Raw genomic sequence first — 25,833 nt, 5'->3', positions numbered from 1 at the left:
CTTCACGCCGGCAGGCGCATCACCGCCCTGAGCCCGCCCATTTCGGAGTCCTCCAGACCCAGCTCGCCGCCATGGGCGCGCGCGGCGTCGCGCGCGATGGCCAGCCCCAGCCCGACGCCCTTGCGGTTGGCGTTGCGGCTCTCGTCGAGCCGGCTGAACGGCTTGAACGCCTCCTCGCGCTGGTCCTCGGGGATGCCCGGCCCGTCGTCGTCGACGGCGACATAGACCCGGTCGTCCGCGCTCCACGCGCTCAGCCGGACCGTGTCGGCGTGGCTCGCCGCGTTCTGGACGAGATTGGCCAGCGCGCGCTTGATCGAGGCCTCGCGGCCGTCGACGACGAGATCGTCGCCGATCTCGGTGTCGATCTCCGCGCCGTCGCGGGCGGCGTCCTCGGCGACGGCGCGGCACAGGCCGGCGATGTCGACCGGGGCGGTCTCCTCGGCGGCCTGGCCGCGGGCGAAGGAGAGATATTCCTCGAGCGCGGCCTCCATGTCGTCGAGATCGCGGCGGGCGGCCTCGCGCTCCTCGCTCTCGGGCATCAGCGCGAGCTGCAGACGCAGGCGGGTGAGCGGCGTGCGCAGGTCGTGGCTCACGCCCGCCAGCAGGGCGGTGCGCTGCTCCATGTGGCGCGTGAGCCGGTTCCTCATGTCGAGGAAGGCGTGGGCGGCCTGGCGCACCTCGCGCGCCCCGGCGGGCTTGAAGCTCGGGACGTCCTGGCCGCGGCCAAAGGCCTCGGCGGCTTCGGCGAGCCGGCGGATCGGCTTGACCTGGTTGCGGATGAAGACGATCGACAGCGCGGTGAGCAGGCTGGTGGCGACGACCATCCACAGGATGAAGATGTGGCCCGTCGTGGCGAAGACCTGCTCGCGCACGGCGATGAAGCGCAGCACGCCTTCGTCGACCTCGACGCGGATGTCGACATATTCGGGATAGCGCGTGGTGTCGAACCAGAACTCGTGGTCGACATTGGCCGCCAGCGCGCGCCTGAGCGTCCGGTCCAGCGTGCGGAAGAAGGCCGTCCTTCGCGTCGTCGGCAGGCGCTCGTACTCGCGCAGGTCGACGGAGAGCCCCATCGTGTTGAACGCGGTCGAGGCGACGGCGTCGAACTGTTCGGGTCCGCCCTGTTCGTAGAGCTCGACGACCATGGCCACGTCGCCCGCCACGCCCTCCGACAGCCGCGCGGTGACGGTCTCCCAGTGCTGCTCGAAGAACGCCCAGGTCACCGCGATCTGCATCAGCGCCACCGGCAGCACGATGATCAGCAGCGAGCGCGCGAACAGCCCCTTGGGCAGGTAGCGCTTGATGCCCAGGCGCAGCCGGCTCATTGGACGGTCTCGAACTCGGGTTCGGCGACGAGGCGATAGCCCTCGCCGCGCACGGTCTGGATCCAGATCGGATCGCGGGGATCGTCCTCGATCTTGCGCCTGAGCCGCGTGATCTGGACGTCGACGGCGCGCTCGCCCGAGCCCGCCCCGGCGCGCTCGGACAGGGCCAGGCGGCTGACGGGCTCGCCGGCCGCGCCCGCCAGCGCGCCGAGCAGGGCGGCCTCGCCGCCGGTCAGCCGGACGCGCTCCTCGCCGCGGGTGAGCTGTCCCGCGTCGATCTCGAAGCGCCACGGCCCGAAGCGCACCGCCGCCGGGCCCTGGGTGCGCGGCAGCATGCGCCTCAATATGGCCTGGGCGCGCAGCAGCAATTCCTCGGGTTCGAACGGCTTGGCGAGATAGTCGTCGGCGCCGAGCGACAATCCCTTGATGCGGTCCTCCGGCTCGCCCCGCGCGGTCAGCAGCAGGATCGGGCAGTCGCGCGTCGCGCGGATCTCGCGGGTCAGGTCGAACCCGTTCATGCCCGGCATCATGACGTCGAGGATGAGCAGGTCGAAGGCGAGCGAGCGCAGCATCGCCAGCGCCTTCTCCGCGTTCGGCGCGGTCGAGACCCGCATGCCCTGCGCGCGCAGGAACTTCGCGAGCAGGTCGCGGATGCGGTCGTCGTCGTCGACGACGAGAACGTGCGGGGCGCGGTCGGGGTCGGACATGGCCGCTCGGTCAGCTGATCGCCGCCAAGATGGCCGCGGCCGCGCGCCGGGGCAAGCTGGCCAGGTCGTTGAAAAGGCGACGCCCGCCGCCGGAAACGGCGACGGGCGTCTTATTCGCGGCGCCAGGTCTGGGGAGATCAGGCGGCGCGAATCTTGTCGAGGAAGGCGCCGACATCGACGCGCAGCTGCTCGGCCTGACGGCCGAGCCCGTCGGCGGCGCCGACCAGCGCGCCCGCCGACTGGCTGGCTTCCTGGGCGCCGGCGAGCACCTCGGTGATGGTCTGGGAGACCGAGCCCGCGCTCTCGGCGGTCTGCTCGGTGTTGCGGCTGATCTCGGCGGTCGCGGCGTTCTGCTGCTCGACGGCCGCGGAGATCGACGCCGAGACGGTGTTCACCTGCTCGATCGAGCCCGACACGGTCTCGATCGCGCCGACGGCGTCGCCGACGATGCGCTGCACGCTGGAGATCTGGCCGGAGATCTCCTCGGTCGCCTTCGCGGTCTGGTTGGCCAGCGACTTCACCTCGCTGGCCACGACGGCGAAGCCCTTGCCGGCCTCGCCGGCGCGGGCGGCCTCGATGGTGGCGTTCAGCGCCAGCAGATTGGTCTGCTCGGCGATGTCGGAGATGAGATTGACGATGTCGCCGATCTTCTCGGCGGCCTCGGCCAGCTCGTTCATTGTCTCGCCGGTGCGCTTGGCGTCGGCCGACGCCGTCGACGAGGTCTCGGCGGCTTCGCCCGCGCGGGCCGAGATTTCGCCGATGGCGCGGGTGAGCTCGTCGGCGGCGGCCGAGACGGACTGCGCCGTCGCGGTCGCCTCCTCGGCGGCGGCGGCCACGGCGGAGGATTTCTCGTTGGTGGAATCCGCCGTCGCCGACATCGCCCGCGCCGTGCCCGACAGCTCTTCCGAGGCGTCGGCGACCGCGGCGGCGATCTGGGCGACCTTCGTTTCGAAATCCGAGGCGAGGCTCTGCAGCTGGCCGCGGCGGTCGGCCTCCATGCGCTCGTAAATCGTCGACATGACAAGCTCCATGTCGAGCGTGACCGCCGAGACAAGCACCTCCACCCGGCGGCAGGCGTCGTCGGGCGCGCCGCCCTTGAGCCGCGCCATCAGCCCTCCGCCGCCGGTCTCGGAGAGAACGGCGCGGATCAGGCCGCGCATGAGGATGTTGTAGGCGCCGAAATACCATTCCGGCGCGAGACCGAGCGCGGCGTGCGTCTCGCCGATCCGGCGCACCGAGCGCTCGTAGTCGGCGTCGAAGCGCGCGTCGACGATCCTGAGCCAATGGTCGATCTGCTTGGTCTTGGCGCGGTCCATGGCGGCGTCGCCGTCGAAATTTCCTGCGGCCTGGGGCCATTTCCGGAGATGGTCGTAGAATTCGTCGAGCACGCCGGGCAGGCGCTTCTCCACGACCGGGCGCAGGCCGCGCAGCACGGCGCGGTCCTCCGCCGTGAAACGCATGAACGCCAGCCTCTGGTCGAAATCGAACGCCGTTTCCGCCATCCCCGCACACCCCTCCGGTCCCAGGAAATTATATGCTGAATACGCTCAACCGGTCGCCGAGCGCGGTTAACAAAATCTTGTGATGACTGGAAGAATTTGCAGGTGCGGCGTCTCGCCGCGAAGGCTCAGCGCTTCAGCGCGGCGCGCAGATAGGGCCAGCCCGTCCAGGCCGACAGCAGCGCGGCGAACCAGACCCCGCCGACCCAGATATAGAACCAACCCGTGATGTTCAGAAGCGCGAGCAGGAAGGGCAGGGCGACGAGGATCATCACCACGCCGGTCTTGAACTTGGCTTCCTCGGTCACCGCCAGCGGCGTGTCGGTCTCGCTGAGTCCGTTCAGCCGGAGCCCCGTCACCAGCAGATCGCGCAGGATGATGATCGCCACGGGGACGGCGAGGAAGGGATCGAATTCGAACGCCGCGAGAAAGCCGACGAGATAGGCGTCGACGAGGATCTTGTCGGCGATCGGGTCCATGAGCGCGCCGAGCGGGCTCTCCGCGCCGAAGCGCCGGGCGAGCCAGCCGTCGAGATAGTCGCTCGCCGCGGCGAGGACGAAAATCACGCCCGCCGCGATCGCCCAGTTCGACGCCGCCGCATCCGCGCCGCCCTCGACCAGCGCGCCGCCGCGGACGAAGGCCCACGCGCCGACGAGGCCGGCGATCGCGCGCGCGACGGTCACGGCGTTGGGCAGCTGGCGGAGGAGGGGCGAGGGCGCGTCAGTCATGGAAATGCTCGTATATCCGTTTCGCCAGCGCCTTCGACACCCCTTCGACGGCCTCGAGATCGGCGAGCGCGGCGCGGCTGACCGCGCGGGCCGAGCCGAAATGGTGCAAGAGCGCCGACTTGCGCTTGCCGCCGACGCCGGGGATCTCGTCGAGCGGATTGTCGCGCACCTGTTTCGAGCGCTTCGCGCGATGGCCCGAGATCGCGAAGCGATGGGCCTCGTCGCGCAGGCGCTGGAGATAGTAGAGGACGGGGTCGTTCATCGGCAGGCGCATCGGCGTCCGGCCGGCCGTGTAGAACACCTCGCGGCCGGCGTCGCGCTCGGGGCCCTTGGCCACGGCGACGACGGGCACGTCGGTCACGCCGAGCTCCTCCATGACCTCCAGCGCGACGGAGAGCTGGCCCTTGCCGCCGTCGATGAGGGCGAGGTCGGGGACCGGCGCGCCGGACTCGCGCTCCTTCTGAAGCCGCGCGAACCGCCGGCGCAGCATGGCCGCCATCATGGCGTAGTCGTCGTCGGTCGCGGCGTCTTCGCCCTTCATGTTGAAGCGGCGATACTGGTTCTTCTCGAAGCCCTCCGGGCCGGCGACGATCATCGCGCCGAGCGCGTTCGTCCCCTGGATGTGGGAGTTGTCGTAGACCTCGATGCGCTCGGGCGTCGCCTCGAGATCGAAGACCTTGCGCACGCCGTCGAGCAATTGGGCCTGCGAGCGCGTCTCGGCGAGCTTGCGGCCGAGCGCCTCGCGCGCGTTGGAGGCGGCCTGGTCGACGAGATCGCGCTTGGCGCCGCGCTGCGGCTTTCGGATCACGACATTGTGACCGGCGCGCACGCCCAGCGCCTCGGCGAGCAGCCCGGACTGGTCGGGGGCGTGCGAGACCAGGATGAGCTTCGGCGCGGGCTTGTCGTCGTAGAACTGGGCGAGGAAGGCGGCGAGCACCTCGGCGGGGCCGGCCTCGGCCTCGTGGCGGGGATAGAAGGCGCGATTGCCCCAGTTCTGGCCCGCCCGGAAGAAGAAGACCTGCACGCAGCTCCGTCCGCCCTCCTGGTGGACGGCGACGACGTCGGCCTCCTCGAGCCCCTCGGGATTGATCCCCTGCACGGTGGTCACCGCCGAGATCGCGCGGATGCGGTCGCGAAGCCGGGCGGCGCGTTCATAGTCCATCGCCTCGGCGGCCTCGCCCATCTCCGCCTGCAGGCGCTCCCTCAGCGCGTTCGATTTTCCGCGCAGGAATTCGACGGCCTCGTCGACGCGCTTGGCGTAGTCGGCTTCCGAGATCAGCCCGACGCACGGACCCGCGCAACGCTTGATCTGGTAGAGCATGCACGGCCGGGTCCGGCCCTCGTAGACGCTGTCCGAACAGGTCCTCAGCCCGAACGCCTTCTGCAGCGTGTTCAGCGTGTTGTTCACCGCTCCGGCGCTGGCGAACGGGCCGAAATAGTCGCCCTTCGCCTTGCGGCTCCCGCGATGCTTGAGGATCTGCGGGGCGGCGTGGTCGCGCCGGATGAGGATGTAGGGAAACGACTTGTCGTCGCGCAGGATGATGTTGAAGCGCGGCTTCAGCCGCTTGATCAGATTGGCCTCGAGCAGCAGCGCCTCGGTCTCGGTCGCCGTGACGACGAACTCCATCGAGCGCGTGAGCGCGATCATCAACGCGATGCGGTTGGTGTGGCCGCCCGACTTGGCGTAGCTCGACACGCGCGTCTTCAGCTTGCGCGCCTTGCCGACATAGAGCACCTCGCCGGCGGCGTCGTACATGCGGTAGACGCCCGGCTTGTCGGGCAGGCGCTTGACGTAGTCGGCGATGATCTCCGGACCCGAGCGCGTCTCCGCGCCCGCCGGCGCGTCGGCGGGCGCGCCGCCGGCGTCGACGCCGGGGATCTCGGGCGGGGTCTCGGGGCGGGCGGCCTTGGACATGGGCCTATAGATAAGCGGTTCGGACGCGCCCGTCAGGGGCGGAGGCGGCTTCACCAGCAACGGGGCGTGCGGTCGCGGACGATCCGCGTGTTCGGATCAAGCGCCGTTGATGCACCCTCCCTCCCCTTGATGTTGATGCCCTCCCTCCCCTTGATGGGGAGGGTCGCGAGCGCAGCGAGCGGGGTGGGGTGACGGCCGAAGGGCGTTCTACGTTCGCCCCCCACCCGGCCGGACCGTCGGTCCGTCCACCCTCCCCGCGGGGGGGGGGGGGGGGGGCCATCGCCCATGCTTAAACGCCGGCGCCCGGGCGCGCCTCGCGCTTCGGCCGGGCCGACGCGAGCGCCCCCTACCGCCACCTTTCATAGCTCACGCCGACGGCGTCGGCGTCGTCGAGGGCGGCGAGCTTGTCGATCGTGATCGCCAGGCGCAGCACGCGGTCGTCGGCGAACACCACGTCGGCGATGTCCTGGACGAGGTCCTCGAGAAGCTCGTGATGGCGCGCGGCGACGACCTGGCGGACGGTCTCGGCCAGCGCGGCGTAATTGACCGCGCTTCCCAGGTCCGCCGACGGCGCCATCGCCGCGGCGCTGACCTCGGCCTCGAGATCGACGCTGATGGGCTGCTTGCGCCCGTGCTCGGAGGCGTAGACGCCGACCTCGGCGTCGAGCTTCAGCCCGCGCACCCGCACGCTCATGCGCTCGCCGGCCAGCGGCGCGGCGTCGGGACGGGGCTTGAGCGCGTCGAGTTTCATCGGCAGACCTCTATAAGAAGCGTCGCGCGCCGGTATAAGGCGGATCGGCCGCGAACTGAACTGCCCGCAGCGGAGGAACTGCATGAGCGACGAGACGTCGAGACCCGCCGCCCTGGTGACCGGCGGCGCCAAGCGGCTGGGCCGGGCCTTCGTCGAGGCGCTCGCCGCCGACGGCCATCCGGTGGCGATCCACTACAACAGCTCGGCGGGCGAGGCCGAGACGCTGGCCGGAGAAATCCGCGCCGCCGGCGGGCGGGCCGCCGCGATCGGGGCGGATCTCGCCGACGCCGCGGCCGCCGAGACGCTGGTCGAACGCGCCGTCGACGCGCTCGGCGCGCTGGGCGTGCTGGTCAACTCCGCCTCGGTGTTCGAGGAGGACATGCCTCCCGACGTCACCGCCGACAGCTTCCGCCGCCACATGGACGTCAACGCGCTGGCGCCGGTGCTGATCTCGAAGGCCTTCGCCGCCCAGGCGCCGCGGGGATCGCTGATCTTCAACCTGCTCGACTACAAGCTCTTCAACATCAACGCGGATTTCTATTCCTACACGGTCTCGAAGGCGGCGCTGAAATCGGTCACCGAGATGCTCGCCCGCGCGCTCGCCCCGCGCGTGCGCGTCAACGCCGCCGCGCCGGGGCTGACGCTTCCGAGCCCGTATCACTCCGAGGCCGAGTTCGCGCGGCTCCACGACGACAACCCGCTCGAACGCGGCCCGACGCCGGCCGATCTCGTCGCCACGCTCAGATATTTCCGGGACACGCCGTCGGTCTCGGGCCAGATCCTCGCCGTCGACGGCGGCCAGCATTTCGACCGGCGCCTGACCCGCGACGTGTTCGGCGCGCTCGGGGACTAGCGCTTGGGATTGACCGCGGCCATGAACGAAGAGGCCACGAGCGCGATCAGGATGCGCGCGATCAGCGTGAAGAAGAGCAGCAGGATCGCGCCTTCCTCGATGAGCAGGCGGACCCAAACGCCATAGCGCACGGGCACGTAGCTGGACTCGATCCAGTCTTCCACTCGTTCGGCGAACAGGATCAGGCCGTTGAGGCCCTCCGGCCAGATCAGTCCGAGACCGATCAACATCACATAGGACAGGATGAACGACAGAAAGATAGTCGCCGTGGCGTTGGCGGTCCGTCCCAGTATCAAGCCGATGCCCATGGCGGTGCTCCCCTCTCTTCAGTCCCCCGCATCGGGTCGAGCTTAGCAAAGCCGCGGCCCGGAGTCGCGGGCCGCGGCGCCCCATAAAAAAACGGCGCGCCCCGGGGGCGCGCCGCCAATAGGGGAACGAGCGCGGGTCTACTCGATGCGCTCGATCGTGATCTCCGAGCCGTCGTCCGACCACTCGGACGTCGTGACGGAGTCGCCGACCGCCATGCCTTCCCAGGCGTTGCAGGTCGTGTCTTCCTCGCCTTCCTCGGTCATGGCGGTGAGGCAGAGCTCGCCTTCCTCGAAGGTCCAGCCCATCTCGGCGCCGGTGTCGGTGGTGTAGGTGCCGTCGGCGTTGAACGTGCCGACATAGCTTTCCTCGCCGCTCGAGATCTCGAAGCTCTGGCCGGCCGGACCGGCCATGTGGTGATCGGCGAAAGCGGCGGCTGACAGGCCGAACGCGGCGGCGGCGGCGAATGCGATGGTCTTCATGGGTGATTCCCTCCTGTCCCTGAAACGGGCCCCCAGCCCGTCCGCGCATGGTTAACAACTCGTCATTCGTGTCAATGGAGGTCTGCAAACGCGTTTCTGAAGAGGAACTTGAGCGCCCCCCGTGCGGGCGCGCCGATCCGTCAGAACGGCCTGAGCCCGAGAATGACGATCAGCGCCAGCCCCAGCGCGGCGGCCGCGCCGATGGTCGAAAGCAGGAAGATGCGTTGCTGGAATTCGCGCTTCTCGCCCTGGCGGGCGTCTTCCCTGTCGAGCTTGACGGTCATGGCGCCGGTCTCCTTCGTTCGCTGCGGACATCTCGGCAGCTAGCCCGGCGCGGCGCGGTCTCAACCGGACCGGGCCATGGATTCTTTCGATGAACGCCATGGGGCGGGGCGCGGTTGCGTTTCCGCCGCAGCGGCGCCGGCCGCCTCTGGCGCGGCGGAGGCGCCCGCGTTATAGACGCGATGAGGATGAACACGCGCCGCCGCCGGGGGCCGCGGCGCCCTGAACGAAGGAGGGGACCATGGCCGCTTTGGTCGCGATCGGTCTGTGCGTGGCGGTTTTCGCGCTGCTCAATCTCATCGAGTACAAGCGCCTCGACTAGGCGCGCCTCCGCCCCGAAGCCGCGACAGGCGAGCCCGCGATGACCGAACCTCTCATCGACCTGGTCATGGTGATCGCGGGAATCGTCGTCCTGCTGTTCGGCGGCGATTTCCTGGTCCGCGGCGCCGTGGCGCTGGCGCGCAAGGGCGGCATCCCGCCGCTCCTGGTCGGCCTGACCATCGTCGCCTTCGGCACGTCGGCGCCGGAGATGGTGGTCTCGGTGGCCGCGGCGATGTCGGGCGCGCCCGGCCTGGCGGTCGGCAATATCGTCGGCTCCAACATCGCCAACGTGCTGCTGGTGCTCGGCCTGCCCGCGCTGATGATCCCGATGGCGACGACCGCGCCCGGCGTGCGCCGCAACGCGGTGATCGCCTTCGCCGCCAGCGTGCTGTTCGTCGCGCTGACCTGGGACCGCATGCTGGACCTGCGCGACGGCGTCATCCTCGCCGTCGGCATCGGCGTCTACCTCCTCTATCTCGCCATCGCGGCCAGCCGCGCCCAGGACGATCCCGTCATCCAGGAGCTCACCGACGTGGATTCGGTCGGCGCCGGCGTCGGCGGGCGCGCCGGGATCGCCGTCTCGCTTCTGATCGGCGTCGTCGCCCTGCCCATCGGCGCGCACCTGATCGTCACCGGCGGCGCGGACCTCGCCGACCGGCTGGGCGTGCCGGAGTCCGTGATCGGGCTGACCGTGCTGGCGCTGGGCACCTCGCTGCCCGAGCTGTCGACCTCGATGGTGGCGGCCTTCCGGCGCCACGCCGAGGTGGCGATCGGCAATGTCCTCGGCTCGAACGTGTTCAACGTGTTCGCGGTGGGCGGCATCACCGGCGTCGCGGCGGGAATGACGCAGAACGGCGTGGCCATCGATCCCGAATTCTTCCGCGTGGATTACTGGGTGATGCTGGCCGCGGGCGCGGCGATCGCGGCCTTCGTGTTCCTGGGCCGGCCGATCTCGCGCGGCGCCGGCGCGGTTTTGTTCCTCGGCTATTGCGGCTATATCGGCGCGCTCGCCTGGATCAATCTCAGCTGACCGCGCCCCCATGTCCGATCTTCGCCTCGAGATCTCGAAGGACTTCGCCTTCGACGCCGCCCACTATTTCCAGTTCAAGGACGGCGACCATCCGTTCTCGCGGATGCACGGCCATTCCTTCGCCGGCACGGTGACGCTGTCGGGCGAGCCGGCCGCCGAGAGCGGCATGGTCAAGGATTTCTGGGAGATCGACGCCGAGATCGCCAAGCTGCGCGACCAGCTCGATCACCGCCTGCTCAACGAGGTCGAGGGGCTGGAGCACCCCTCGCTGGAAGCCTTGGCGCGCTGGGTGTTCGAACGCCTCGATCCGGTTCTGCCCGGCCTCATCGCCGTCGAGATCCGCCGGCCCAGCTGCGGCGAGAAGGCCGTCGTCCGGCGGGGGTAGGGGGCGAGGCGATTGAATTCCCGGACGCGCCGAAGGCGCGATCCGGGACCTCCCGGCGACTTTTCGCGATGAGGCCCCGGCTCTCCCTGCGGTCGGCCGGGGTTTCAGGAGTGAACGCCCCGTCCTTAAGGCCGTCGTGCGGCGGAGGTGAAAATATTCAGTCGGGGTTGAACCCCTCACCCCGACCCTCTCCCCTCCCGAGGGGAGAGGGGGCGCCAGCGCAGCCGGCCGCTCCCAATCGCTCCGCTTCGCGAGAACGTTGCGCCGATCGCCGAGGCGCGCGTCAGGATTCCTCTCCCCCTTCAAGGGGGAGAGGTCAGGTGAGGGGGATAGGCGCGCCGCCCGCGCCTACCGCCCCACCATGTACAGCCTGTCCTCGTCGCGCAGGAGGAACAGCGCGATCAGCGCGCCGAGCGTGGGCACGGCCGCCCAGAACAGATGATTGCCGCCCTCATAGGGATTGATCAGCTGGCTCCAGCTCGAGGCCGTGCTGACGGCGTGCATCACGAGCAGCCCGCCGACCGTGACGAAGCGGAATCGGCCGACGAAGAGGAAAGCCAGGATGAAGCCGAGCTGGATCGCGCCGAGCGCGATGGCGGCGGCTGCCGGCAGATTCGAGATTCCGTAGAAAGCCTCGAACACGCTGGCCGCCCGGTCGGGGTGGAGGATCTTCTCCACGGCCCAGACCGCGAAGAAGGCGGCCATGGTCAGCCGCATGACGAAGAGCGAGACCTGCAGTTTCATGGGCGCCTCCCGGCGTTCGGCTCGGACGGATCATCCAAACCCGCGCGCTCGCCGGAGCAAACCCGCCTCGCGGGCTTGTGATCGCGGACGCTTCACTCCTCCAGTCCGGCGGACTCGAGCAGCGCCTCGGCGGCGTCGTTCGTGATGGCGGCCTCGCTCCCGACGATCCAGCCGCGCCGCACTGCGTCGGCGCTTTCGGCGATCCAGTCGCGGGCCTCCTGGCCGCCTTCGGGGGCCTGACCGTCGACGAGCAGGAGGACGCCGCCGGATTTCGCCGCCGCCGGCCCGACGGGGAGTCCGTCAGGAAACGACCGGCCGGTCACGAGAAACACCTCGGCGGGCGACGCGCCGGCGTCGATATTACGGTCGGCGACCGCGGCCGACAGGGCGTAGCGGTTCGGTCCCGAGGAGAGACGCTCGACGTCGACGTCGTCGACCCCGTCGCGGTCGGGGTCGCGCAGGGCGTCGGCGACGCCATCCGAAATCGCGGCGGTTCCGCCCACCACGACGACGCGGTCGGCGCCCAATTCGACGATCGCGTCGAGCGTCTCGCGCGGGACGACGTCGCGGGTCGCCAGCAGGATCGGGCGCTGTTCGAAGGCGGCGAGCGCCGAGACGCTGAGCGCCTCCGGCCAACCCTGATTCGGATCGGCGTTGGCGCCTTGGACGACATAGACCGTCGAAGCCGGAACGCGTTCGGCGATCCGGGCGGCCCGGTCGAAGCGGTTGTCGCCGGCGATGCGCTCGACGGCGAGGCCCATGTCCTGTTCCAGCGTGTTCTCGACGGCGTCGCTGATCGACGCGGTGGAGCCGATAACGACCGCGCGGGTCGCGCCCAGGCGCTCGATCTCGGCGCGCATGGAGGCGGACAGGGCGTCGGGCGGCGTCGTCAGCATCGGCGCGTCGAGCGAGCGGGCCAGCGGCGCGCCGGCGAGCGCGTCGGGATAGTTGTACGCCGTGGCGATCACGACCGTGTCCGCCGAGCCGTCGGCGGGAAAGCTCGCCTGCGAGACTTCGACGGCGGTCTCCAGGCGTTCGATCTCCCGCTCGTCGTCCTCCCCCACGCGCTCGCATGCGTCGCCCGGCGTGCAGAAGGCGCGCACGACCTCGGTCTTGTCGTCGTCGGCGTGGATGGTGATCACCTGACCCCACGGCGTGATGGCGGCCAGGATGTCGGGCTCGTTGACGCCGCCGACGGCGTCGCCGTCGATCGCGTAGCGCAGCTGGCCGTCGGCCGTGAGCGAGACGAGATGAAGCCCGCCGAACGCGCCGAAATAGGCGTTGCCGGCGGCGTCGGTGATCAGCTGCCCGCCATTGTTGGTGTCGCCGGTCGCATAGGCCCATTCGATCGCGCCGGTGTCGACGTCGATGGCGGCGATGTCGGCGCCGGTTTCGAGTTCGCTCCAGCCGACGAGCTTGTCGCCGTCGGCGCGGGCGAGCGACTGGAAGAAATTGTTGCCGCCTGTATCGGGCTCGTAGGCGATCCAGCGCTGGCTGAGCCCGCCGTCATCGTCATAGAAGACGAGGCATTCGTCGCCGGCGTCCTCCGGCGCGCCGGCGCAATCGTTGAGCGCCATGGCGACGCCGCGGTCGCTGGCCAGCATGGTGCGCTCGGTGAACCCGCCGGGCCGGCCGGGCAGGTCGACGGAATCGATCTCCGAACCGGACCAGTCGAACTTGATCAGCCGCCAGATCTGGGGCGTGACCTCGTCGTCCCACTTGAGCACGACGTAGAAGCCGTCGCCGTAATCGCTCGTGATCATCCGCCCGCCGAAGCGCGGCGAGTCGTCGCCCTGGGCGTTGTGCAGATCGATCGCCCAGCTCTCCGACCAGGATCCGATATCGATCGCGCGCACCATGTTGCTGAAGGCGAAAGAGCCCGCCAGCAGGGCGTGGGACTCGTCGTCGCTGAGCAGGATCCGGTCGCGGCAGGCGCTCAGGCGCGGCGCGTCGACGGCGTCGGCGTCGTAGATCTGGTCAGGGATGATGGCGCCGGTGTCCTCGTCGATGGCCACCAGGGAGTCGTCGAAATCCGGCTTGGTCGGGGTCTGGCCCTCGAGCTGGGCGATGATGCGCCCGTCGCTGGTCACGGCGGGCATGCAGGTCTCGGCGATGTCGAGCGTCGTCCAGACATGCTCGCCGGTCTCCGGGTCCACCGCGATCAGCGCCTCGCGCGGCTCCTCGGCCTCGTTCTCGGCAGTCTCGGGCAGGTCGGTGGCGATGCGGCCCTGCAGGATCACCAGCCCGTTGCCCGCCAGCAGCGCGCCGTTGGGCTCGCTGCGGAGTTCGATGTCGAGATCGACGGCGTAGGCCATCCCCGGTCCCGCCGGTCCCGTCGTGGCGTATTGCGAGGTCGCCTGTGGCGTCGAGTGGCCGTGGCCGCCGGTCGGCGGCGCGGCCAGCGCGGCGGGCGCGAGCGCGAGCGTCGCCGCCGCGGCGCACGCGGCGGACGGAACCAAAAAGCGGCGCGTTTTCATGGGCGTCCCCCGGGGGGTTGCGGCCCGCGCCGTTTGCCTGTCCCCGGCGCGGGCGGGTCAGCATCCTGACGAGTGTCGGCTGCGCCCTTGGCGCGAGTCAAATGCAGGCGCGCCTCCGATCGAGCCGGGGTCGAGACCGCGACCGCGCCGCCGTGCGCCTTCGTCAAGGCGGCCGCCGGCGCGGCGCCGTCTTGATGGTTGAAAGTACAATTTTGTAGAGGATATAATTCGGTCGTTCGTGGCGACGCGCCGGCGCCGACCGGTCGTCCATGAGCGAGGGGCCGCGCGAAACACGCAATAGGGGAGACCATGTTCATGCGGACCATATCGCGATACGCGGCGCGCCTGGCGCCGGCGATCGGGGCGGCGGCGATGCTGGCGGCCTGCGCCACGCCGGAGGAGCTCGACGCCTACGAGGAGGAGCAGGCCACCGCCGAGGAGCGCGCGCGCGAGCGCATCGCCGCGGCGCTGGAGAGCGGCGCCTGCCGCTATCGTCAGCAGACCGGCTTCCGCACCCGCAAGGTGCTGCAATGCGAGCCGGGCGTGCTCCGCCCGCGCGACGCCACTGGCGCCGAGGCCGAGATCCGCGACTGGCAGAACTCGGGCGCGGTCGGCAGCAACCTGCCGGGCGGATGACGGCGCGGCGCCGGTTTGTCTCGGGCGGCGGATGAAGGCATCATGCGGTCCTGTGCGGGGCCGGGAGACAAGGGGAAAGCCGATGAATCCACGGATCATCAGGGGGCGTGTCCGGCGGGCCGCGATGGCGGGCCTTCTGCTCGGAGTGGCCGCGTGCGCGACGCCGGAGGAGCTGGCGGCGTACCAGGAGGCGCAGGCCGACGAGGAGGCGCAGCGCGAGATGTCGGAGGAGCGCCTGGAAGCGGCGCTGGCGTCGGGCGAATGCGAATATCGTCAGCAAACCGGGTTCCGCACCCGCCGCGTGCTGCAGTGCGAGCCGGGCGTGCTGCGCCCGGGCGATCCCGACGAGGCCGGGCGCTCGATGCGCGACTGGCAGGATGCGGGCGCGCTCTGCACGAGCCAGAACCAGGCCTGCAATCCCGGCTGATCGCCGGCGCGTCCTGCAGTCTTTTCTTTGAACGCTCAACGCGGCGCGTCCTATGCTCCCGCCGAGCCTGGGGAGCGCGCGCCCTGCGATGAGCGATCTGTTCGAAGCGTCGGGACTGGACGAAGGCGCGCCGCGGCCGCTGGCGGACCGGCTGCGCCCGCAATCCCTCGACGAGGTGGTCGGCCAGGACCACCTGCTCGGCCCCGACGGCCCGCTCGGGCGCATGGTCGCGCAGAAGCGGCTGTCCTCGATCGTGCTGTGGGGCCCGCCGGGGACGGGCAAGACGACGATCGCGCGCCTGCTCGCCGACGCCGCCGGGCTCGAGTTCGACGCCATCTCGGCGGTGTTCTCCGGCGTGGCCGATCTCAAGAAGGCCTTCGACCGCGCCCGCGCCCGCCGGGCGAGCGGCCAGGGCACGCTCTTGTTCGTCGACGAGATCCACCGCTTCAACCGCGCCCAGCAGGACGGCTTCCTGCCCGTCGTCGAGGAGGGCGTGATCACGCTCGTCGGCGCGACGACGGAGAACCCCAGCTTCGAGCTGAACGCCGCGCTGCTCTCGCGCTGCCAGGTGATGGTCCTGAAACGCCTGGACGCCGACGCGATGGAGACGCTGCTCAAGCGCGCCGAGGCCGCCGAGGCCCGCGCGCTCCCGCTGACGGCCGAGGCGCGCGAGGGCCTGATCGCGATGGCAGACGGCGACGGGCGGTATCTGCTCAATCTCGCCGAGGAGGTGCTGGCGCTCGACGCCGAACAGCCGCTCGAACTCGCCGACCTGGGCGAGGTGCTGCAGCGCCGCGCGCCGGTCTACGACAAGGACCGCGAGGAGCACTACAACCTCATCTCCGCGCTGCACAAATCCGTCCGCGGATCGGATCCCGACGCGGCGCTCTACTGGCTCGCGCGCATGCTGGCCGGCGGCGAGGACCCGCTGTTTCTCGCCCGGCGCATCGTGCGCATGGCCAACGAGGATATCGGCCTGGCCGACCCGACGGCGGTCCACGCCGCGCTGGCGGCCAAGGAGGTCTACGATTTCCTCGGCTCGCCCGAAGGCGAGCTCGCGCTCGCCCAGGCCGTCGTCCATCTCGCCTGCGCGCCGAAGTCGAACGCGGTCTACAAGGCGTACGGCGCGGCGATGCGCGCGGCCAAGCAGACCGGCTCGCTCATGCCGCCCAAGCACATCCTCAACGCGCCCACCAAGCTCATGAAGTCCGAGGGCTACGGGTCGGGCTACGAGTACGACCACGCCGTCGAGGGCGGGGTGTCCGGCCAGGACTATTTCCCCGAGGCGATGACCGACCGGCCCGTTTTCTACTCCCCGACCGATCACGGCCGCGAGGCGGCGATCCGCGAGCGCCTCGAGCGCTGGCGGGGGTTGAGGAAGGACCGGCGCGGGTGAGGCCCGCTCAGCCCCGGCGCCGGCCGCCGGGGCGCCGGCCGCGAAAGCGCGTGATCGCCTCCGTCGTCGCGCTCGCGCGCTCCGGGGCGGGCTCCTCGCGGTCCACCGCGTCGGGGCAGCAGCGCACGCAGGCGTTGGCCAGGGGAAAGTCCCTCAGCGCGATCTCGAGGGCGCGCGTCGCGTCGGGCTGCCAGCCGAGATCGTGATAGCGCGTGGGAAAGCCCGCGCAGTCCTGGTGATGGACGAGGTTCTCGCCGGTGACCGGCTGGGGGTCGCGGTCGATGACGAAATGGGCCATGGGGGCGTCCTGCAGCGCATTGCGGAACCGCCCGACAGTCTGCCCGCGAGGGGTTAAGACTTCGCGAGCGCGGCCGCGCTCAGCGCCTGGGGTTATTGCTCGCCGCGCTTCGGATTGGCCAGCCGGATCATCCAGGCGCACGCGGCGACGAAGTCCGGCCAGTCGATCTGCGAGCTGGCGCCCTCGAAGAAGCGCCGCGGGATGGTGATGTATTCGTTCCAGGTCAGCCGGCTCAGTCCCTCGCGCTGCATCTGGCGCTCGCGGGCCGGCGTCCTGCGCTCGGCCGCAGCGTCCCGCCGCAGTGGAAGAAGGATGGACTTGTTGCCCTGGGACGGGGCTTCCTCCTTAGGATAATAGCCTGCCTGTGCGTCCTCGAGCCGTAGCCTGAGCTCTCCAATGCTTTCGGTATCACCCCGCGAGGCGGCCTCCGCGATTTCCCGTTGCAGGCCTTCGACGATGGCTTGTTGCTGCTCTGCAGGAATGCGCCGTTGCGGCTGCGGCCGCCCTGCGCCGTAACGATTGCGCATGCTGTCGCGCAGGCGTCCCAGAGCGGAGTGAGGAGGTGCGCCATGCAAATCGTTTAAGAGGTCGTCCAGCCGCACGGGGGTGCCGGGATGGGCGTCGATGGTCGGGTCGTGCCAACGCGGTTGGCCGAGATAGGAATCCTGCTCGAATAGCGCATGCGCGTCGAATGCACTCCAACCGAGCCGGATCTCGCGGCGATGCCCGCGCAGGCGCAGGCCCTCGTCGCCGATCTCGATCCTCAGCTCCTCGCTGCCCGGGTCGATCGGCCGGTGCGGCTCGCGCGTTCGCGGCCGCGGAAAGGCGCAGCAGATCGCGCAGATCAGTCCGAACAGCGAAATCGCCCCGATCTCGATCCACAGCGCCCACTCCATCCAGGCCGGCCCCGGCGACAGGCAGATCCGGCCATTGAAGAACGGCGGGACGAGGCAGTCGGCGTAGGTCGCCGGCGGTGCGACTCCCGGTCCGGCCGCCGCGGCGAGCGCCGTGGCGGCGAGGACGACGAGCAGGACCAGCACGACGCGACAGGCCCAGCAGGCCGGGCAGTCGTCCAGACCGCGGCCGCCGAACCGGTCGGCCATTGAGTACCGCCCGCACTCGCTTGCGCGCAGGGCGAAATTCCGCTCGTGCACCGTCTGAAGCGGGCTTTCCGGCGAATGGCGCGCCGCCATCGTGTCGCTCCCCCCGGGCGCGCCCCCTCGCGGCGCGACGACGGACGTTAACCATTCCGCGCGAAGCGCTCAAGAATAATGCAACCAGCAGGCGCGCGGCCGCTCCGGGGCGCGGGTTCGCCGGGAGGGCGGGGGGTTATACGCGGCGTCGTTCGCAGCGTTTTCCTGACCCCGGATCGGGGTCCGGGGTGAACTCCAGTCAGGACCCAGAGAGCGTGGAACGCCGGCGGCGGCGCCCGTCCTCCCCTGGGTCCCAGCTTTCGCTGGGAGAACGAGGGTTCGCGCGCCTCGTCCTCCTCCTCGTTTTCCTGACGAACGTCAGGACCCAGGGATCGAAGAACGCGAACGCCGGCGCCCGGCCTCTCCTGGGTCCCAGCTTACGCTGGGAAAACGACAGTTTGCGCTCTTCGTCGCTCTCTTCGTTCTCCTGACGAAAGTCAGGACCCAGAGAGCGTGGAACGCCGGCGGCGGCGCCCGTCCTCCTCTGGGTCCCAGCTTTCGCTGGGAGAACGAGGGTTTATACGCGGCATCCCCCTCACCGTTTTCCTGACCCCGGATCGGGGTCCGGGGTGAACTCCAGTCAGGATCCAGGGAGCGTGGAACGCCGCCGTCGCCGCCCGGCCTCCTCTGGGTCCCGGCTTGCGCTGGGAAAACGACAGTTTGCGCTCTTCGTCGCTCTCTTCGTTCTCCTGACGAAAGTCAGGACCCAGAGAGCGTGGAACGCCGGCGGCGGCGCCCGGCCTCCTCTGGGTCCCAGCTTTCGCTGGGAGAACGAGGGTTTGTACGCGGCATCCCCCTCACCGTTTTCCTGACCCCGGATCGGGGTCCGGGGTGAACTCCAGTCAGGACCCAGAGAGCGTGGAACGCCGACGCGCGTCCTCTCTGGGTCCCGGCTTGCGCTGGGAAAATGAGGGTTTGCGCCCCCTCACCCCTCCGCGGCGTCGAGGAGCCGGAACAGCCTCTCGCAGGCCAGCAGGTCGCGCTTGCGGGCGGCGGCGGCTTCGGCCGCCTCGGCGTCCTCGCCCCAGCGTTCGGCCTGGAAGGTCTCGTCGAGGGTGGCCGCGGCGAACACGTCCTCGCCCGTCGCCTCGGCCTCTAGGAGCGCGAAGCCCAGCACAGCCGAGCCCGTCAGCGGGACCGCGCTGGCCAGCCCCGTCAGCCGCCAGTCGTCGAGCGCGGTCGCGCGGGCGTGGAGCGCCTGGATCGCCTCCGGCGGCTGCTCCAGCGCGAGCAGGCTGGCCGCATGCTTGAGCTCGGCGTCGAGCGCGGTCGCCGCCCAGGCGAGATACGGGTCCCAGGCCTCGGCCTGGCGCGCGGCGAGTTCGGCCTCCTCGGCGCGGTGGCTCAGCAGGTCGGTGCTGGCGTAGCGGGCGATCTCGGCGGCGGCGGCGGCGCGGGCCTCGCCCATGCGGTCGATGGCGACATGGGCGAGCCGGGTGAGCGGCATGGCGAAGGGATCGATGACGTCGTCCTGGGCGTCCCATTCCGCGGCCATCGCCTCGGCGAGCGCCTCGGCGGGCGCGGCGAGCGCGTTCCTGGCGGGCGTCTTCACCGGCCGGCCGTCGAGCGTGACCGTCCAGCCCTCGGGCGCGCGCGCGACCCCGGCGGTCTCGTAGAAGCGCTCTGGCAGCTCGGGCTTTTCGGGTTTGGCCTTCGACATGCTCATGCCGCATCTCCCTCCAGCCCGTCGGCGAACGCATCCAGCGCCGCGTTGAGGCCGTCATAATCGTGGTGGATCTCGTGGGCGCCGCCGGCTTCGATCTCGTCGGGCGTGTGGAAGCCCCAGGCGACGCCCAGCGCGCGGGTCTTCGCGGCGCGCGCCATCTCCATGTCGAAGCTGGTGTCGCCGATCACGACGGTCTCGGCGGGCGCCGCGCCGGTCTCGGCCATGGCGTCGAGCACCATGCGCGGATGCGGCTTGCCGGGGCCGTGATCGACGGTCTGGAAAGTCTGGAAATAGCGATGCAGGCCGTGATGGTCGAACACGATGTCGAGCCCGCGCCGGGCCTTGCCCGTGGCCACGCCCAGGAGCCAGCCTTCGTCGGCCAGGCGCTCGACGGTGTCCTTCGCGCCTTCGTAGAGCGGCTCGGAAAAGCCTGTCTCGGCGCGCTGCTCGACGAAGGCCTGCTTGTAGTACGTCGCCAGCTCCGGGATGCGCTCGGCCGGGTAGTCAGCCGGCGCCAGCCTCAGCACCGCCTCGGTCAGCTCCAGCCCGACGATGGTGCGCACGCGGTCGTATGCGATCTCGCCCAGGCCCGCGCGCTCGAAGGCGCGCGTCATCGCCCGGTGGATCACCTGGCGCGAGTCGACCAGCGTCCCGTCGACGTCGAACACGGCGAGCTTGAGCCTCATGAAAGCGCCGCCTCGACGAGGGTGAGGTCGTCGTCTTCGTTGAAGCCGAGCGTGGCGAAGGTCTCCTTCATGTGGTCGGGGAGGTCCGCCTCGATGACCAGCGGCGCTTTCCCCTTGCGCGGGATCTCCAGCTTGCGGGCATGCAGGTGCAGCGCCTCGGGCAGGCCCTCGGGAACCGGCACGTCGCAGGTGTATTTGCGGTCGCCCAGGATCGCCCGGCCGGCGGCGGCCATGTGCACGCGCAGCTGGTGGGTGCGCCCGGTCTCGGGTCTCAGCACGACCCAGCTCGCGCGCTGGCCGGCCTCGTCGGCGACGGCGTAGCGGGTGACCGCGTGGCGGGCGGCGTCCTCGCCGTGGGCGGCGGCGACCATGATCTCGCGATCGCCCTCGCCGCCGGCGACGTCCTTCTTGAGAAAGCCGCTGATCTCGCCGGCCTTGGGGATCAGCGTCCCCAGCACGACGGCCCAGTAGGTCTTCTTCAGCGCCCGGCCCTGGAACAGCTTCGACAGGCGGGCGGCCGACGCGGCGGTCTTCGCCACGACCAGGACGCCCGAGGTGTCCTTGTCGAGGCGGTGGACGAGGCGCGGGCGTTCGTCGCCCCTGCCGAAGGCGTCGAGCAGCCGGTCGACATGACGCGTGATCTTCGAGCCGCCCTGCACGGCCAGGCCCGCGGGCTTGTTCAGCGCGATCAGCTCGTCGTCCTCGTAGATAACCAGCGAGCGGGCGAAGTCGGCGTCTTCGCGCGACAGCGGTGGCGTCTCCTTCACCGCGTCGGGGTCGGGCAGGGGCGGCACGCGGATCGTCTCGCCGGGCTTGAGCCGGCGATCGCCCTTCGCCCGCGATCCGTCGACGCGAATCTGGCCTTTCCTGAGGAGCTTGGCGACCATGCCGTGGGGCACGTGGGGAAAGCGCCGCCTGAACCAGCGGTCCAGGCGCACGTCAGCCTCGTCGGGTTTGACCTCGATCGTCTGGACTCCGCTCATGATCCCGCGAACCGCCTCGCCAGCAACAGCCCCGCCATCACCGCGGCGACCGACAGGCCGACCGTGGAGACCGCGTAGGCGAAGGCCGTCATGTAGGTCTTGCGCTCGATCATGAGAACGATGTCGAGTGAAAACGCGCTCATCGTGGTGAAGGCGCCGAGAAAGCCTACGCCCAGCGCGTAGCGCAGCTCGGTGGCGTCGGCCCGCCAGGCCAGCGCCAGCCAGCCCACCAGGAGCCCGATCAGGAATCCGCCGACGACGTTCACCGCGAACGTGCCGTAGGGAAACTCCGGCCCGATCCAGCGCATGCCTGCCTGGCCGACGAAATGGCGCGACACCGCGCCCAGCGCGCCGCCCAGCGCGATGAGAAGCACATGGTTCATGGGCCGCGGCTTAGGGCGTGGGGGCGTTTCGGGCAAGAGGCGGGGGCGTGGGCGGGGGCGGGGGCTGGGGGCGAGGCGAGGCAAGATTTGGTCAGCGATTATCACCCTCCCTCCCCTTGATGGGGAGGGTCCCGAGGCGAATCCGAGGGGGGCGGGGTGATTGAAATCCCGGGCGCGCCGCAGGCGCGATCCGGGACCTCTTCGCGATTGGCCGCCGGGAGGCCCCGGCTCTCCCTCCGGTCGGCCGGGGTTTCATAAGCAACGCGCCCCACCCGTCTGCGCCTTCGGCGCAGCCACCCTCCCCACGGAGGGCGAGGGAGGAACAACCCCCTCCCTCGCCAGGCCCCCGGTCCGCGGGGTAGACTGTCGCCGACCCGCAGTCCGGAGGCGACGATGCGCGAATCCGACGCCCAGTTCGTCGGCGACATCCCGGCGAATTACGACGCCCATCTCGGCCCGGTCCTGTTCGAGGCCTACGCCGATGATCTGGCCCGGCGCGCGGCGCGCGGGTCGCCCGCGCGCGTGCTCGAACTCGCCGCGGGCACGGGCATCCTCACCGAGCGGCTGCACGGCGCGCTCGGCGAGATCGACCGCTTCGTCGTCACCGATCTCAACGCGCCGATGCTGGAGATCGCGCGGACGAAGCTGCCCGACGCGGCCGGGGCGAAGTTCACGGCGTGCGACGCCGCGGCGCTCGACTTTCCCGACGACGCCTTCGACCTCGTCGCCTGCCAGTTCGGGGTGATGTTCTTCCCCGACCGCGCCGCGGCCTATCGCGAGGCGCTGCGCGTGCTCGAGCCCGGCGGCCGCTACGTCTTCAACAGTTGGGCGGGCATGGAGGACAACCCGTTCACCCTGGTCGCGCAGGCCGTCATGGAGCGCGTCTTTCCCGACTACCCGCCGGCCTTCATGAACACGCCCTTCGGCTACGCCGACCCGGAGACGATCGCGGGCGATCTGGAGGCGGCGGGATTCGCCGTCGCCGGCAGCGAGACGGTGGCCGTCGACTCGCCCGTGGAGTCCTGGGAAAGCTTCGCCCGCGGGCTCGTGCACGGCAATCCGACCGCCGAGGAGGTCCGCAGCCGCGGCGGAACCGATCCCGACGACCTCGTCGCCGCGCTCGCCGGGGCGCTGCGCGCCGATTTCGGGCCCGAGCCGGGGACGGTGTCGCTGAAGGCGCATGTCGTGGAGGCGGAAGCGCCGTCCTAGCCCCGCAACCGCGCCAGCAGCGCCCGGGCGAGCGCCGCGCCGGCGAGCAGGCCGGGATAGATGACGATCGCGCGCGCGGCGATATAGGGCGCGGGCATGGCCGGCGCGCCGCGCATCAGCGCGACCACCTCCAGCAGGCCGAAGGCGATCGCGACGACGGCCAGCACGATCAGGAGATCGCGCCAGCCCCGGCGGTTCGAGGTCGCCGCCGCGAGCGCGGCGACCGCGCCGACGACGGCGTTCATGCTGGACTCGACGGCGAGCCGCACGGACAGCCCCATCAGCGAGCCGTCATAGAAGAATCCGACGTCGGAGCGGAACACCACGCCGGAATCGTAGAAGCGCTGCACGCCGTGGATGGCGATGGTGTACCAGCCGATGCCGAGCCAGTAGCCCGCGAGCACCGCCACCAGCGCGGTGACCGCCAGGCTCGACCGGGTCAGCGCCGCGGCCAGCGGCGGCGCCGAGCCCAGCGCCTGGCGCCAGTACCAGGCCGCCGCCGCCGCCGCGCCGTCGCGGTCGGCGCGGGCGTGGAAGCTCTCCTCGAGATCGCCGAGCACCGGCTCGCGCGCCGGCGCCGGCGCCAGCGCCGCGATCAGCCAGCGCGCCGGAGCGGGCGGGCGGCGCGGCGCGTCGCGCCTCATCCCGCCCTCCGGGCGGTCCAGGAGACCACCCCGTCGAGCATGCGCCCCATCGCGGCGGCGGATTCCTGCAGGCGCCGCGCGCCCTCGGCGGTGACGTCGAAATACTTCTTCGCCCGGCCGCCGCGCCGCGCGGTGGCCTCGCCCAGGCGCGCGGTCACCAGCCCCTTGGCCTCGAGCCGGTCGAGCGTGGCGTAGACCGCGCCGATGGCGACGTCGCGCGCGGCGCGGGCGGCGATCTCCTCGCGGACGGCGACGCCGTAGGCCTCCGGGCCCAGGCGCATGACGGCGGCGAGCACGAGGATCTCGAACTCGCCCAGATTCCGGCCCTTGCTCACGCGGCGCCCCTCCGGCGGTTTCATCTACAAGCGCGTATCAATACGCCGGGCGGCGGGCCGACGGCAAGCCGCTCAGCCGCCGGCGAAGTGCTCGCGGATCGTCCACAGCCCGATGGCGACGAAGCCGATCCCGGCGATCAGCTTGAGCGGCGCCCCGGCGAGCCAGCGCTCGGCGGCCACGCCCAGCGCCACGGCGAGCGCGGTCGAGGCGAGCAGCGCCGCGCCGGCGGCGAGGAAGACGAGGAGGGGCGGCGTCCGCCCCTCGGAGGCGAACAGCACGGTGGCGAGCTGGGTCTTGTCGCCGAGCTCGGCGAGGAAGACGGCGGCGAAGATGGCGATGATCTGCGACATGGGGATCGGACCTCTCCGGGAGCCGGGTTCGCGAAACCACGACGATCCGCTCCGGCCGGCTCCCGTCCGCCCGAACGGCTCGTCGCAGGTCTCGCCGGGCCGACCGGATCGGCTTCGCGCGCCACGGCCTGCCGGCCGATCGTGTTGACGCGCGCCTCCTCCCGAACGCGCGGGAGGAGCGGCTACTCCCCTGAGACAGCGGGCGCGGTATAGGCCGCGCCCGCGTCCCGGCGCAAGCCCCGCCCTACTCGGCGGCGGCCGGCGCGGCGTCGGCCGTCTTCGCCCCCGTCGCGGCGGCGGCCAGCCAGATCATCGCCAGCACCGAGGCCATGACGAGATAGCCGCTGATCCCCAGCACCGGGCCCAGCGCGGCCTCCTCGGCGCGGCCGCCATAGAGCATGTAGAGCGCGCCGACCATCACCGCCGCGCCGGCGTGGTGCAGGACGAACTGGATCCACGCCACCAGGCCCTGGGCCAGCGCGAACACGCGGTAGAGCACCGCCCAGCTCACCGACAGCACGCCGCCGAGCAGCATGATGTGGGCGTGGGTGGGCATCTGGCCGTGATCGCCCGAGCGGCCCATGGCGTCGCCCAGCCCCATGCCGGCGAGCAGCCAGGCCAGTCCGATGAGAAGATGCAGGCGTTCGATCTTCATGACGTGCGTCCCCGATAACCATCGCCCCCAGCGGCGAATACCGTATTCGACGACGCCGGCGCGCGGTCGGCAAGAGAAAATGCGCGGGGGGCGAGGCCGCGCGCGCACGTTCGCGATCGGCGCCCTCCCTCCCCCTCGCGGGGAGCGAGGGCGCTCCGCCCGTCGCATCCCGATCCGCGTCATCCCGGGCGAACCGCCCGACAGGGCGGGGAGACCCGGGACCGGCCGAAGGCGCTGCTCTCATTCTCCGCGGCCCTCATCCCCGGATCACGTCCGGGGCAGGCTCTGAGGGCCCCGATCCCCTCATCCTGAGGAGGCCTGTTCCCTCGCGCTTCGAGACGCTCGCTGACGCTCGCCCTCAGCATGAGGGAACAGGCCGTCTCGAAGGACGGGGATCGGGGCGTCTCGAAGGACGAGGGCCGCCTCATTCCTCCTCCGCCGCCCCCTCCTCGGCGCGCAGCTGCGCGGCCAGGCGGTCGAGCCGGGCCTCGAGCTCGGCGCGCGCCGCGGCGAGGGATTCTTCCTCCTCGGCCTTGTCGCGGGCGGCCTTCGCCGCGCGGGCCTCGGGCGTCATCGGCGGATCGGCGGCGGCGCGGGCGAAGCGGTCGGCCAGTCGCATCGCGGCCTCGGCCTCGCGCAGCCGCCCCGTCCGCGCGAGCGTCATCGCCAGGCCCAGCGCGTGCTCGGCGGCGGCCTGCTTGGGGTCGGGGGCGTCTTCCTCCAAATGTCTCTTTCCCGGCGAAAGCCGGGACCCAGGTGAGGATGAACGCGAATGTCCGAGCCCTTCGCTCTCTGGGCCCCGACTTTCGTCGGGGAAGAGCGATGTGGATGATATCGGGAGAGGGGGCTCCGCTTCAGACGCCGCCTCCGCCTCCGCGACGAGATCGCACGCCCGCCAGCGGTTTTCCGCCGCCCAGCGATAGAGCGTCGAGCCCGCCACGCCGGTCGCGCGGACGATGTCGTTCATCTCGCGGCCGGCCTCGCGCATCCGTCTGGCGCGCGCCTCGAGGCGGGCGCGCTCGGTGGTCGATCTCGGCCGTCCGGGCATGGGACCAGCTTACGCCCGCCCGCCGGGGCGGGGGATATCTGTGGCCAATCGCAGACGGCGGCGAGTAGCGATTTCCTCCCCCGCTTGCGGGGGAGGTGTCAGCGAAGCTGACGGAGGG

At 70.9% G+C, this 25,833-nt stretch carries 29 protein-coding genes, 1 pseudogene and 1 riboswitch; of the genes and pseudogenes, 7 read left to right on the top strand and 23 right to left on the bottom strand.

Features of this window, described 5'->3' with window-relative positions:
• Positions 1-2 precede the first annotated feature (2 nt).
• From DDZ18_RS10795 to folB, 6 genes are all read right to left on the bottom strand, one after another.
• Positions 3-1,325 carry an ATP-binding protein gene (locus tag DDZ18_RS10795; RefSeq protein WP_109253413.1) on the bottom strand — a complete coding sequence of 441 codons (1,323 nt, stop codon included), beginning with the start codon at positions 1,323-1,325 and terminating at the stop codon, positions 3-5.
• Entirely contained in the window at positions 1,322-2,032 is a 711-nt protein-coding gene (locus DDZ18_RS10790; RefSeq protein ID WP_109253412.1) for a response regulator transcription factor, read from the bottom strand. Before DDZ18_RS10790 ends, DDZ18_RS10795 begins: the two co-directional genes overlap by 4 nt.
• 137 nt (positions 2,033-2,169) lie before the next feature.
• Positions 2,170-3,534, bottom strand: a complete 1,365-nt coding sequence (locus tag DDZ18_RS14255; RefSeq protein ID WP_109253411.1) for a globin-coupled sensor protein — start codon at positions 3,532-3,534, stop codon at positions 2,170-2,172.
• A gap of 125 nt (positions 3,535-3,659) precedes the next feature.
• Positions 3,660-4,259 (bottom strand): CDP-alcohol phosphatidyltransferase family protein, encoded by a 600-nt coding sequence (locus DDZ18_RS10780; RefSeq protein WP_109253410.1) that lies wholly within the window; start codon positions 4,257-4,259, stop codon positions 3,660-3,662.
• Positions 4,252-6,174, bottom strand: a complete 1,923-nt coding sequence (gene uvrC / locus DDZ18_RS10775; RefSeq protein WP_109253409.1) for an excinuclease ABC subunit UvrC — start codon at positions 6,172-6,174, stop codon at positions 4,252-4,254. The genes DDZ18_RS10780 and uvrC overlap by 8 nt, the downstream gene beginning before the upstream one ends.
• A 346-nt stretch (positions 6,175-6,520) precedes the next feature.
• Positions 6,521-6,925 (bottom strand): dihydroneopterin aldolase, encoded by a 405-nt coding sequence (gene folB / locus DDZ18_RS10770; protein ID WP_109253408.1) that lies wholly within the window; start codon positions 6,923-6,925, stop codon positions 6,521-6,523.
• An 82-nt stretch (positions 6,926-7,007) separates the two neighbouring features.
• On the opposite strand from folB, the gene DDZ18_RS10765 reads away from it, so the two are divergent.
• Positions 7,008-7,778: an SDR family oxidoreductase gene (locus DDZ18_RS10765; RefSeq protein ID WP_109253407.1), complete on the top strand. Its 771-nt coding sequence runs from the start codon at positions 7,008-7,010 to the stop codon at positions 7,776-7,778.
• Here the strand turns inward: DDZ18_RS10765 and DDZ18_RS10760 are convergent.
• From DDZ18_RS10760 to DDZ18_RS13910, 3 genes are all read right to left on the bottom strand, one after another.
• Complete coding sequence (locus tag DDZ18_RS10760) at positions 7,775-8,086, bottom strand: hypothetical protein (RefSeq protein ID WP_109253406.1); 312 nt, start codon at positions 8,084-8,086, stop codon at positions 7,775-7,777. The two genes, DDZ18_RS10765 and DDZ18_RS10760, sit on opposite strands and share 4 nt — an antisense overlap.
• Before the next feature lie 138 nt (positions 8,087-8,224).
• On the bottom strand, positions 8,225-8,566 hold the full coding sequence (locus DDZ18_RS10755; RefSeq protein ID WP_109253405.1) for a hypothetical protein: 342 nt from the start codon (positions 8,564-8,566) through the stop codon (positions 8,225-8,227).
• Positions 8,567-8,706: 140 nt separating this feature from the next.
• On the bottom strand, positions 8,707-8,850 hold the full coding sequence (locus tag DDZ18_RS13910; RefSeq protein ID WP_158272132.1) for a hypothetical protein: 144 nt from the start codon (positions 8,848-8,850) through the stop codon (positions 8,707-8,709).
• A gap of 359 nt (positions 8,851-9,209) precedes the next feature.
• Here DDZ18_RS13910 and DDZ18_RS10750 point away from each other — a divergent pair, with 359 nt between their 5' ends.
• Positions 9,210-10,199 carry a calcium/sodium antiporter gene (locus tag DDZ18_RS10750; RefSeq protein WP_109253404.1) on the top strand — a complete coding sequence of 330 codons (990 nt, stop codon included), beginning with the start codon at positions 9,210-9,212 and terminating at the stop codon, positions 10,197-10,199.
• Between the two features lie 10 nt (positions 10,200-10,209).
• On the top strand, positions 10,210-10,584 hold the full coding sequence (locus tag DDZ18_RS10745) for a 6-pyruvoyl trahydropterin synthase family protein (RefSeq protein ID WP_109253403.1): 375 nt from the start codon (positions 10,210-10,212) through the stop codon (positions 10,582-10,584).
• 348 nt (positions 10,585-10,932) lie between these two features.
• Here DDZ18_RS10745 and DDZ18_RS10740 read toward each other — a convergent pair whose 3' ends face one another.
• Together DDZ18_RS10740 and DDZ18_RS10735 are read right to left on the bottom strand one after the other, a co-directional pair.
• On the bottom strand, positions 10,933-11,328 hold the full coding sequence (locus DDZ18_RS10740) for a DoxX protein (protein WP_109253402.1): 396 nt from the start codon (positions 11,326-11,328) through the stop codon (positions 10,933-10,935).
• 92 nt (positions 11,329-11,420) lie between these two features.
• Complete coding sequence (locus tag DDZ18_RS10735) at positions 11,421-13,805, bottom strand: cell wall-binding repeat-containing protein (protein ID WP_109253401.1); 2,385 nt, start codon at positions 13,803-13,805, stop codon at positions 11,421-11,423.
• A gap of 315 nt (positions 13,806-14,120) precedes the next feature.
• On the opposite strand from DDZ18_RS10735, the gene DDZ18_RS10730 reads away from it, so the two are divergent.
• The 3 genes from DDZ18_RS10730 (at position 14,121) to DDZ18_RS10720 (ending at position 16,264) form a co-directional block, all read left to right on the top strand.
• Positions 14,121-14,441: a hypothetical protein gene (locus DDZ18_RS10730; protein WP_158272131.1), complete on the top strand. Its 321-nt coding sequence runs from the start codon at positions 14,121-14,123 to the stop codon at positions 14,439-14,441.
• A 124-nt stretch (positions 14,442-14,565) separates the two neighbouring features.
• A complete protein-coding gene (locus DDZ18_RS10725; RefSeq protein WP_109253399.1) occupies positions 14,566-14,868 on the top strand; it encodes a hypothetical protein in 303 nt (100 codons plus the stop codon).
• 88 nt (positions 14,869-14,956) lie between these two features.
• Entirely contained in the window at positions 14,957-16,264 is a 1,308-nt protein-coding gene (locus DDZ18_RS10720; protein WP_109253398.1) for a replication-associated recombination protein A, read from the top strand.
• Between the two features lie 7 nt (positions 16,265-16,271).
• Here the strand turns inward: DDZ18_RS10720 and DDZ18_RS10715 are convergent, their stop codons facing one another.
• The 6 genes from DDZ18_RS10715 to crcB form a co-directional block, all read right to left on the bottom strand.
• Complete coding sequence (locus tag DDZ18_RS10715) at positions 16,272-16,562, bottom strand: hypothetical protein (protein WP_109253397.1); 291 nt, start codon at positions 16,560-16,562, stop codon at positions 16,272-16,274.
• A gap of 92 nt (positions 16,563-16,654) precedes the next feature.
• The gene (locus DDZ18_RS10710; protein ID WP_109253396.1) at positions 16,655-17,755 is read right to left on the bottom strand and encodes a hypothetical protein; all 1,101 of its coding nucleotides are present in this window, start codon (positions 17,753-17,755) and stop codon (positions 16,655-16,657) included.
• 925 nt (positions 17,756-18,680) lie between these two features.
• Entirely contained in the window at positions 18,681-19,421 is a 741-nt protein-coding gene (locus DDZ18_RS10705; protein ID WP_109253395.1) for an ATP12 family protein, read from the bottom strand.
• Complete coding sequence (locus tag DDZ18_RS10700; protein WP_109253394.1) at positions 19,418-20,107, bottom strand: HAD-IA family hydrolase; 690 nt, start codon at positions 20,105-20,107, stop codon at positions 19,418-19,420. The genes DDZ18_RS10705 and DDZ18_RS10700 overlap by 4 nt, the downstream gene beginning before the upstream one ends.
• Positions 20,104-21,090, bottom strand: coding sequence for an RluA family pseudouridine synthase (locus tag DDZ18_RS10695; RefSeq protein WP_109253393.1), 987 nt, complete (start codon positions 21,088-21,090; stop codon positions 20,104-20,106). Before DDZ18_RS10695 ends, DDZ18_RS10700 begins: the two co-directional genes overlap by 4 nt.
• Positions 21,087-21,473 (bottom strand): fluoride efflux transporter CrcB, encoded by a 387-nt coding sequence (gene crcB, locus DDZ18_RS10690; RefSeq protein WP_109253392.1) that lies wholly within the window; start codon positions 21,471-21,473, stop codon positions 21,087-21,089. Before crcB ends, DDZ18_RS10695 begins: the two co-directional genes overlap by 4 nt.
• Positions 21,474-21,866: 393 nt before the next feature.
• Here crcB and DDZ18_RS10685 point away from each other — a divergent pair, with 393 nt between their 5' ends.
• Positions 21,867-22,682, top strand: coding sequence for a class I SAM-dependent methyltransferase (locus DDZ18_RS10685; protein ID WP_109253391.1), 816 nt, complete (start codon positions 21,867-21,869; stop codon positions 22,680-22,682).
• Here the strand turns inward: DDZ18_RS10685 and DDZ18_RS10680 are convergent.
• From DDZ18_RS10680 to DDZ18_RS14305, 6 genes and pseudogenes are all read right to left on the bottom strand, one after another.
• A complete protein-coding gene (locus DDZ18_RS10680; RefSeq protein ID WP_109253390.1) occupies positions 22,679-23,326 on the bottom strand; it encodes a permease prefix domain 2-containing transporter in 648 nt (215 codons plus the stop codon). The genes DDZ18_RS10685 and DDZ18_RS10680 overlap by 4 nt on opposite strands.
• The gene (locus DDZ18_RS10675; RefSeq protein WP_233245808.1) at positions 23,323-23,661 is read right to left on the bottom strand and encodes a PadR family transcriptional regulator; all 339 of its coding nucleotides are present in this window, start codon (positions 23,659-23,661) and stop codon (positions 23,323-23,325) included. The genes DDZ18_RS10680 and DDZ18_RS10675 overlap by 4 nt, the downstream gene beginning before the upstream one ends.
• A 72-nt stretch (positions 23,662-23,733) precedes the next feature.
• Positions 23,734-24,012 carry a TMEM165/GDT1 family protein gene (locus DDZ18_RS10670; RefSeq protein WP_109253388.1) on the bottom strand — a complete coding sequence of 93 codons (279 nt, stop codon included), beginning with the start codon at positions 24,010-24,012 and terminating at the stop codon, positions 23,734-23,736.
• A gap of 97 nt (positions 24,013-24,109) precedes the next feature.
• Positions 24,110-24,215, bottom strand: a riboswitch (yybP-ykoY riboswitch).
• A 41-nt stretch (positions 24,216-24,256) separates the two neighbouring features.
• The gene (locus tag DDZ18_RS10665; RefSeq protein WP_109253387.1) at positions 24,257-24,667 is read right to left on the bottom strand and encodes a TonB-dependent receptor; all 411 of its coding nucleotides are present in this window, start codon (positions 24,665-24,667) and stop codon (positions 24,257-24,259) included.
• Positions 24,668-25,091: 424 nt separating this feature from the next.
• Positions 25,092-25,391 (bottom strand): hypothetical protein, encoded by a 300-nt coding sequence (locus tag DDZ18_RS14140; protein WP_233245807.1) that lies wholly within the window; start codon positions 25,389-25,391, stop codon positions 25,092-25,094.
• A 201-nt stretch (positions 25,392-25,592) separates the two neighbouring features.
• Positions 25,593-25,715: pseudogene (locus tag DDZ18_RS14305) on the bottom strand (hypothetical protein); the annotation flags it as partial.
• Positions 25,716-25,833 lie beyond the last annotated feature (118 nt).

The sequence above is a fragment of the Marinicauda salina genome (assembly GCF_003122085.1).
GTDB classification, from domain to species: domain Bacteria; phylum Pseudomonadota; class Alphaproteobacteria; order Caulobacterales; family Maricaulaceae; genus Maricicauda_A; species Maricicauda_A salina.
This window is presented reverse-complemented; position numbering and strand designations above follow the sequence as displayed.

Bases quoted from the DNA above. Each gene is read 5' to 3' on its own strand.
- DDZ18_RS10710 (WP_109253396.1), bottom strand. From the start codon at position 17,755: ATGGCGGCGCGCCATTCGCCGGAAAGCCCGCTTCAGACGGTGCACGAG.
- DDZ18_RS10780 (WP_109253410.1), bottom strand. From the start codon at position 4,259: ATGACTGACGCGCCCTCGCCCCTCCTCCGCCAGCTGCCCAACGCCGTG.
- DDZ18_RS10705 (WP_109253395.1), bottom strand. From the start codon at position 19,421: ATGAGCATGTCGAAGGCCAAACCCGAAAAGCCCGAGCTGCCAGAGCGC.
- DDZ18_RS10730 (WP_158272131.1), top strand. From the start codon at position 14,121: ATGCGGACCATATCGCGATACGCGGCGCGCCTGGCGCCGGCGATCGGG.
- DDZ18_RS10695 (WP_109253393.1), bottom strand. From the start codon at position 21,090: ATGAGCGGAGTCCAGACGATCGAGGTCAAACCCGACGAGGCTGACGTG.
- DDZ18_RS10795 (WP_109253413.1), bottom strand. From the start codon at position 1,325: ATGAGCCGGCTGCGCCTGGGCATCAAGCGCTACCTGCCCAAGGGGCTG.
- DDZ18_RS10740 (WP_109253402.1), bottom strand. From the start codon at position 11,328: ATGAAACTGCAGGTCTCGCTCTTCGTCATGCGGCTGACCATGGCCGCC.
- DDZ18_RS10665 (WP_109253387.1), bottom strand. From the start codon at position 24,667: ATGAAGATCGAACGCCTGCATCTTCTCATCGGACTGGCCTGGCTGCTC.
- DDZ18_RS10715 (WP_109253397.1), bottom strand. From the start codon at position 16,562: ATGGCCCATTTCGTCATCGACCGCGACCCCCAGCCGGTCACCGGCGAG.
- DDZ18_RS10765 (WP_109253407.1), top strand. From the start codon at position 7,008: ATGAGCGACGAGACGTCGAGACCCGCCGCCCTGGTGACCGGCGGCGCC.
- DDZ18_RS10725 (WP_109253399.1), top strand. From the start codon at position 14,566: ATGGCGGGCCTTCTGCTCGGAGTGGCCGCGTGCGCGACGCCGGAGGAG.
- DDZ18_RS10760 (WP_109253406.1), bottom strand. From the start codon at position 8,086: ATGGGCATCGGCTTGATACTGGGACGGACCGCCAACGCCACGGCGACT.
- uvrC (WP_109253409.1), bottom strand. From the start codon at position 6,174: ATGTCCAAGGCCGCCCGCCCCGAGACCCCGCCCGAGATCCCCGGCGTC.
- DDZ18_RS10685 (WP_109253391.1), top strand. From the start codon at position 21,867: ATGCGCGAATCCGACGCCCAGTTCGTCGGCGACATCCCGGCGAATTAC.
- DDZ18_RS10720 (WP_109253398.1), top strand. From the start codon at position 14,957: ATGAGCGATCTGTTCGAAGCGTCGGGACTGGACGAAGGCGCGCCGCGG.
- crcB (WP_109253392.1), bottom strand. From the start codon at position 21,473: ATGAACCATGTGCTTCTCATCGCGCTGGGCGGCGCGCTGGGCGCGGTG.
- DDZ18_RS10735 (WP_109253401.1), bottom strand. From the start codon at position 13,805: ATGAAAACGCGCCGCTTTTTGGTTCCGTCCGCCGCGTGCGCCGCGGCG.
- DDZ18_RS10750 (WP_109253404.1), top strand. From the start codon at position 9,210: ATGACCGAACCTCTCATCGACCTGGTCATGGTGATCGCGGGAATCGTC.
- DDZ18_RS13910 (WP_158272132.1), bottom strand. From the start codon at position 8,850: ATGACCGTCAAGCTCGACAGGGAAGACGCCCGCCAGGGCGAGAAGCGC.
- DDZ18_RS14255 (WP_109253411.1), bottom strand. From the start codon at position 3,534: ATGGCGGAAACGGCGTTCGATTTCGACCAGAGGCTGGCGTTCATGCGT.
- DDZ18_RS10755 (WP_109253405.1), bottom strand. From the start codon at position 8,566: ATGAAGACCATCGCATTCGCCGCCGCCGCCGCGTTCGGCCTGTCAGCC.
- DDZ18_RS10670 (WP_109253388.1), bottom strand. From the start codon at position 24,012: ATGTCGCAGATCATCGCCATCTTCGCCGCCGTCTTCCTCGCCGAGCTC.
- DDZ18_RS10680 (WP_109253390.1), bottom strand. From the start codon at position 23,326: ATGAGGCGCGACGCGCCGCGCCGCCCGCCCGCTCCGGCGCGCTGGCTG.
- DDZ18_RS10745 (WP_109253403.1), top strand. From the start codon at position 10,210: ATGTCCGATCTTCGCCTCGAGATCTCGAAGGACTTCGCCTTCGACGCC.
- DDZ18_RS10700 (WP_109253394.1), bottom strand. From the start codon at position 20,107: ATGAGGCTCAAGCTCGCCGTGTTCGACGTCGACGGGACGCTGGTCGAC.
- DDZ18_RS10790 (WP_109253412.1), bottom strand. From the start codon at position 2,032: ATGTCCGACCCCGACCGCGCCCCGCACGTTCTCGTCGTCGACGACGAC.
- folB (WP_109253408.1), bottom strand. From the start codon at position 6,925: ATGAAACTCGACGCGCTCAAGCCCCGTCCCGACGCCGCGCCGCTGGCC.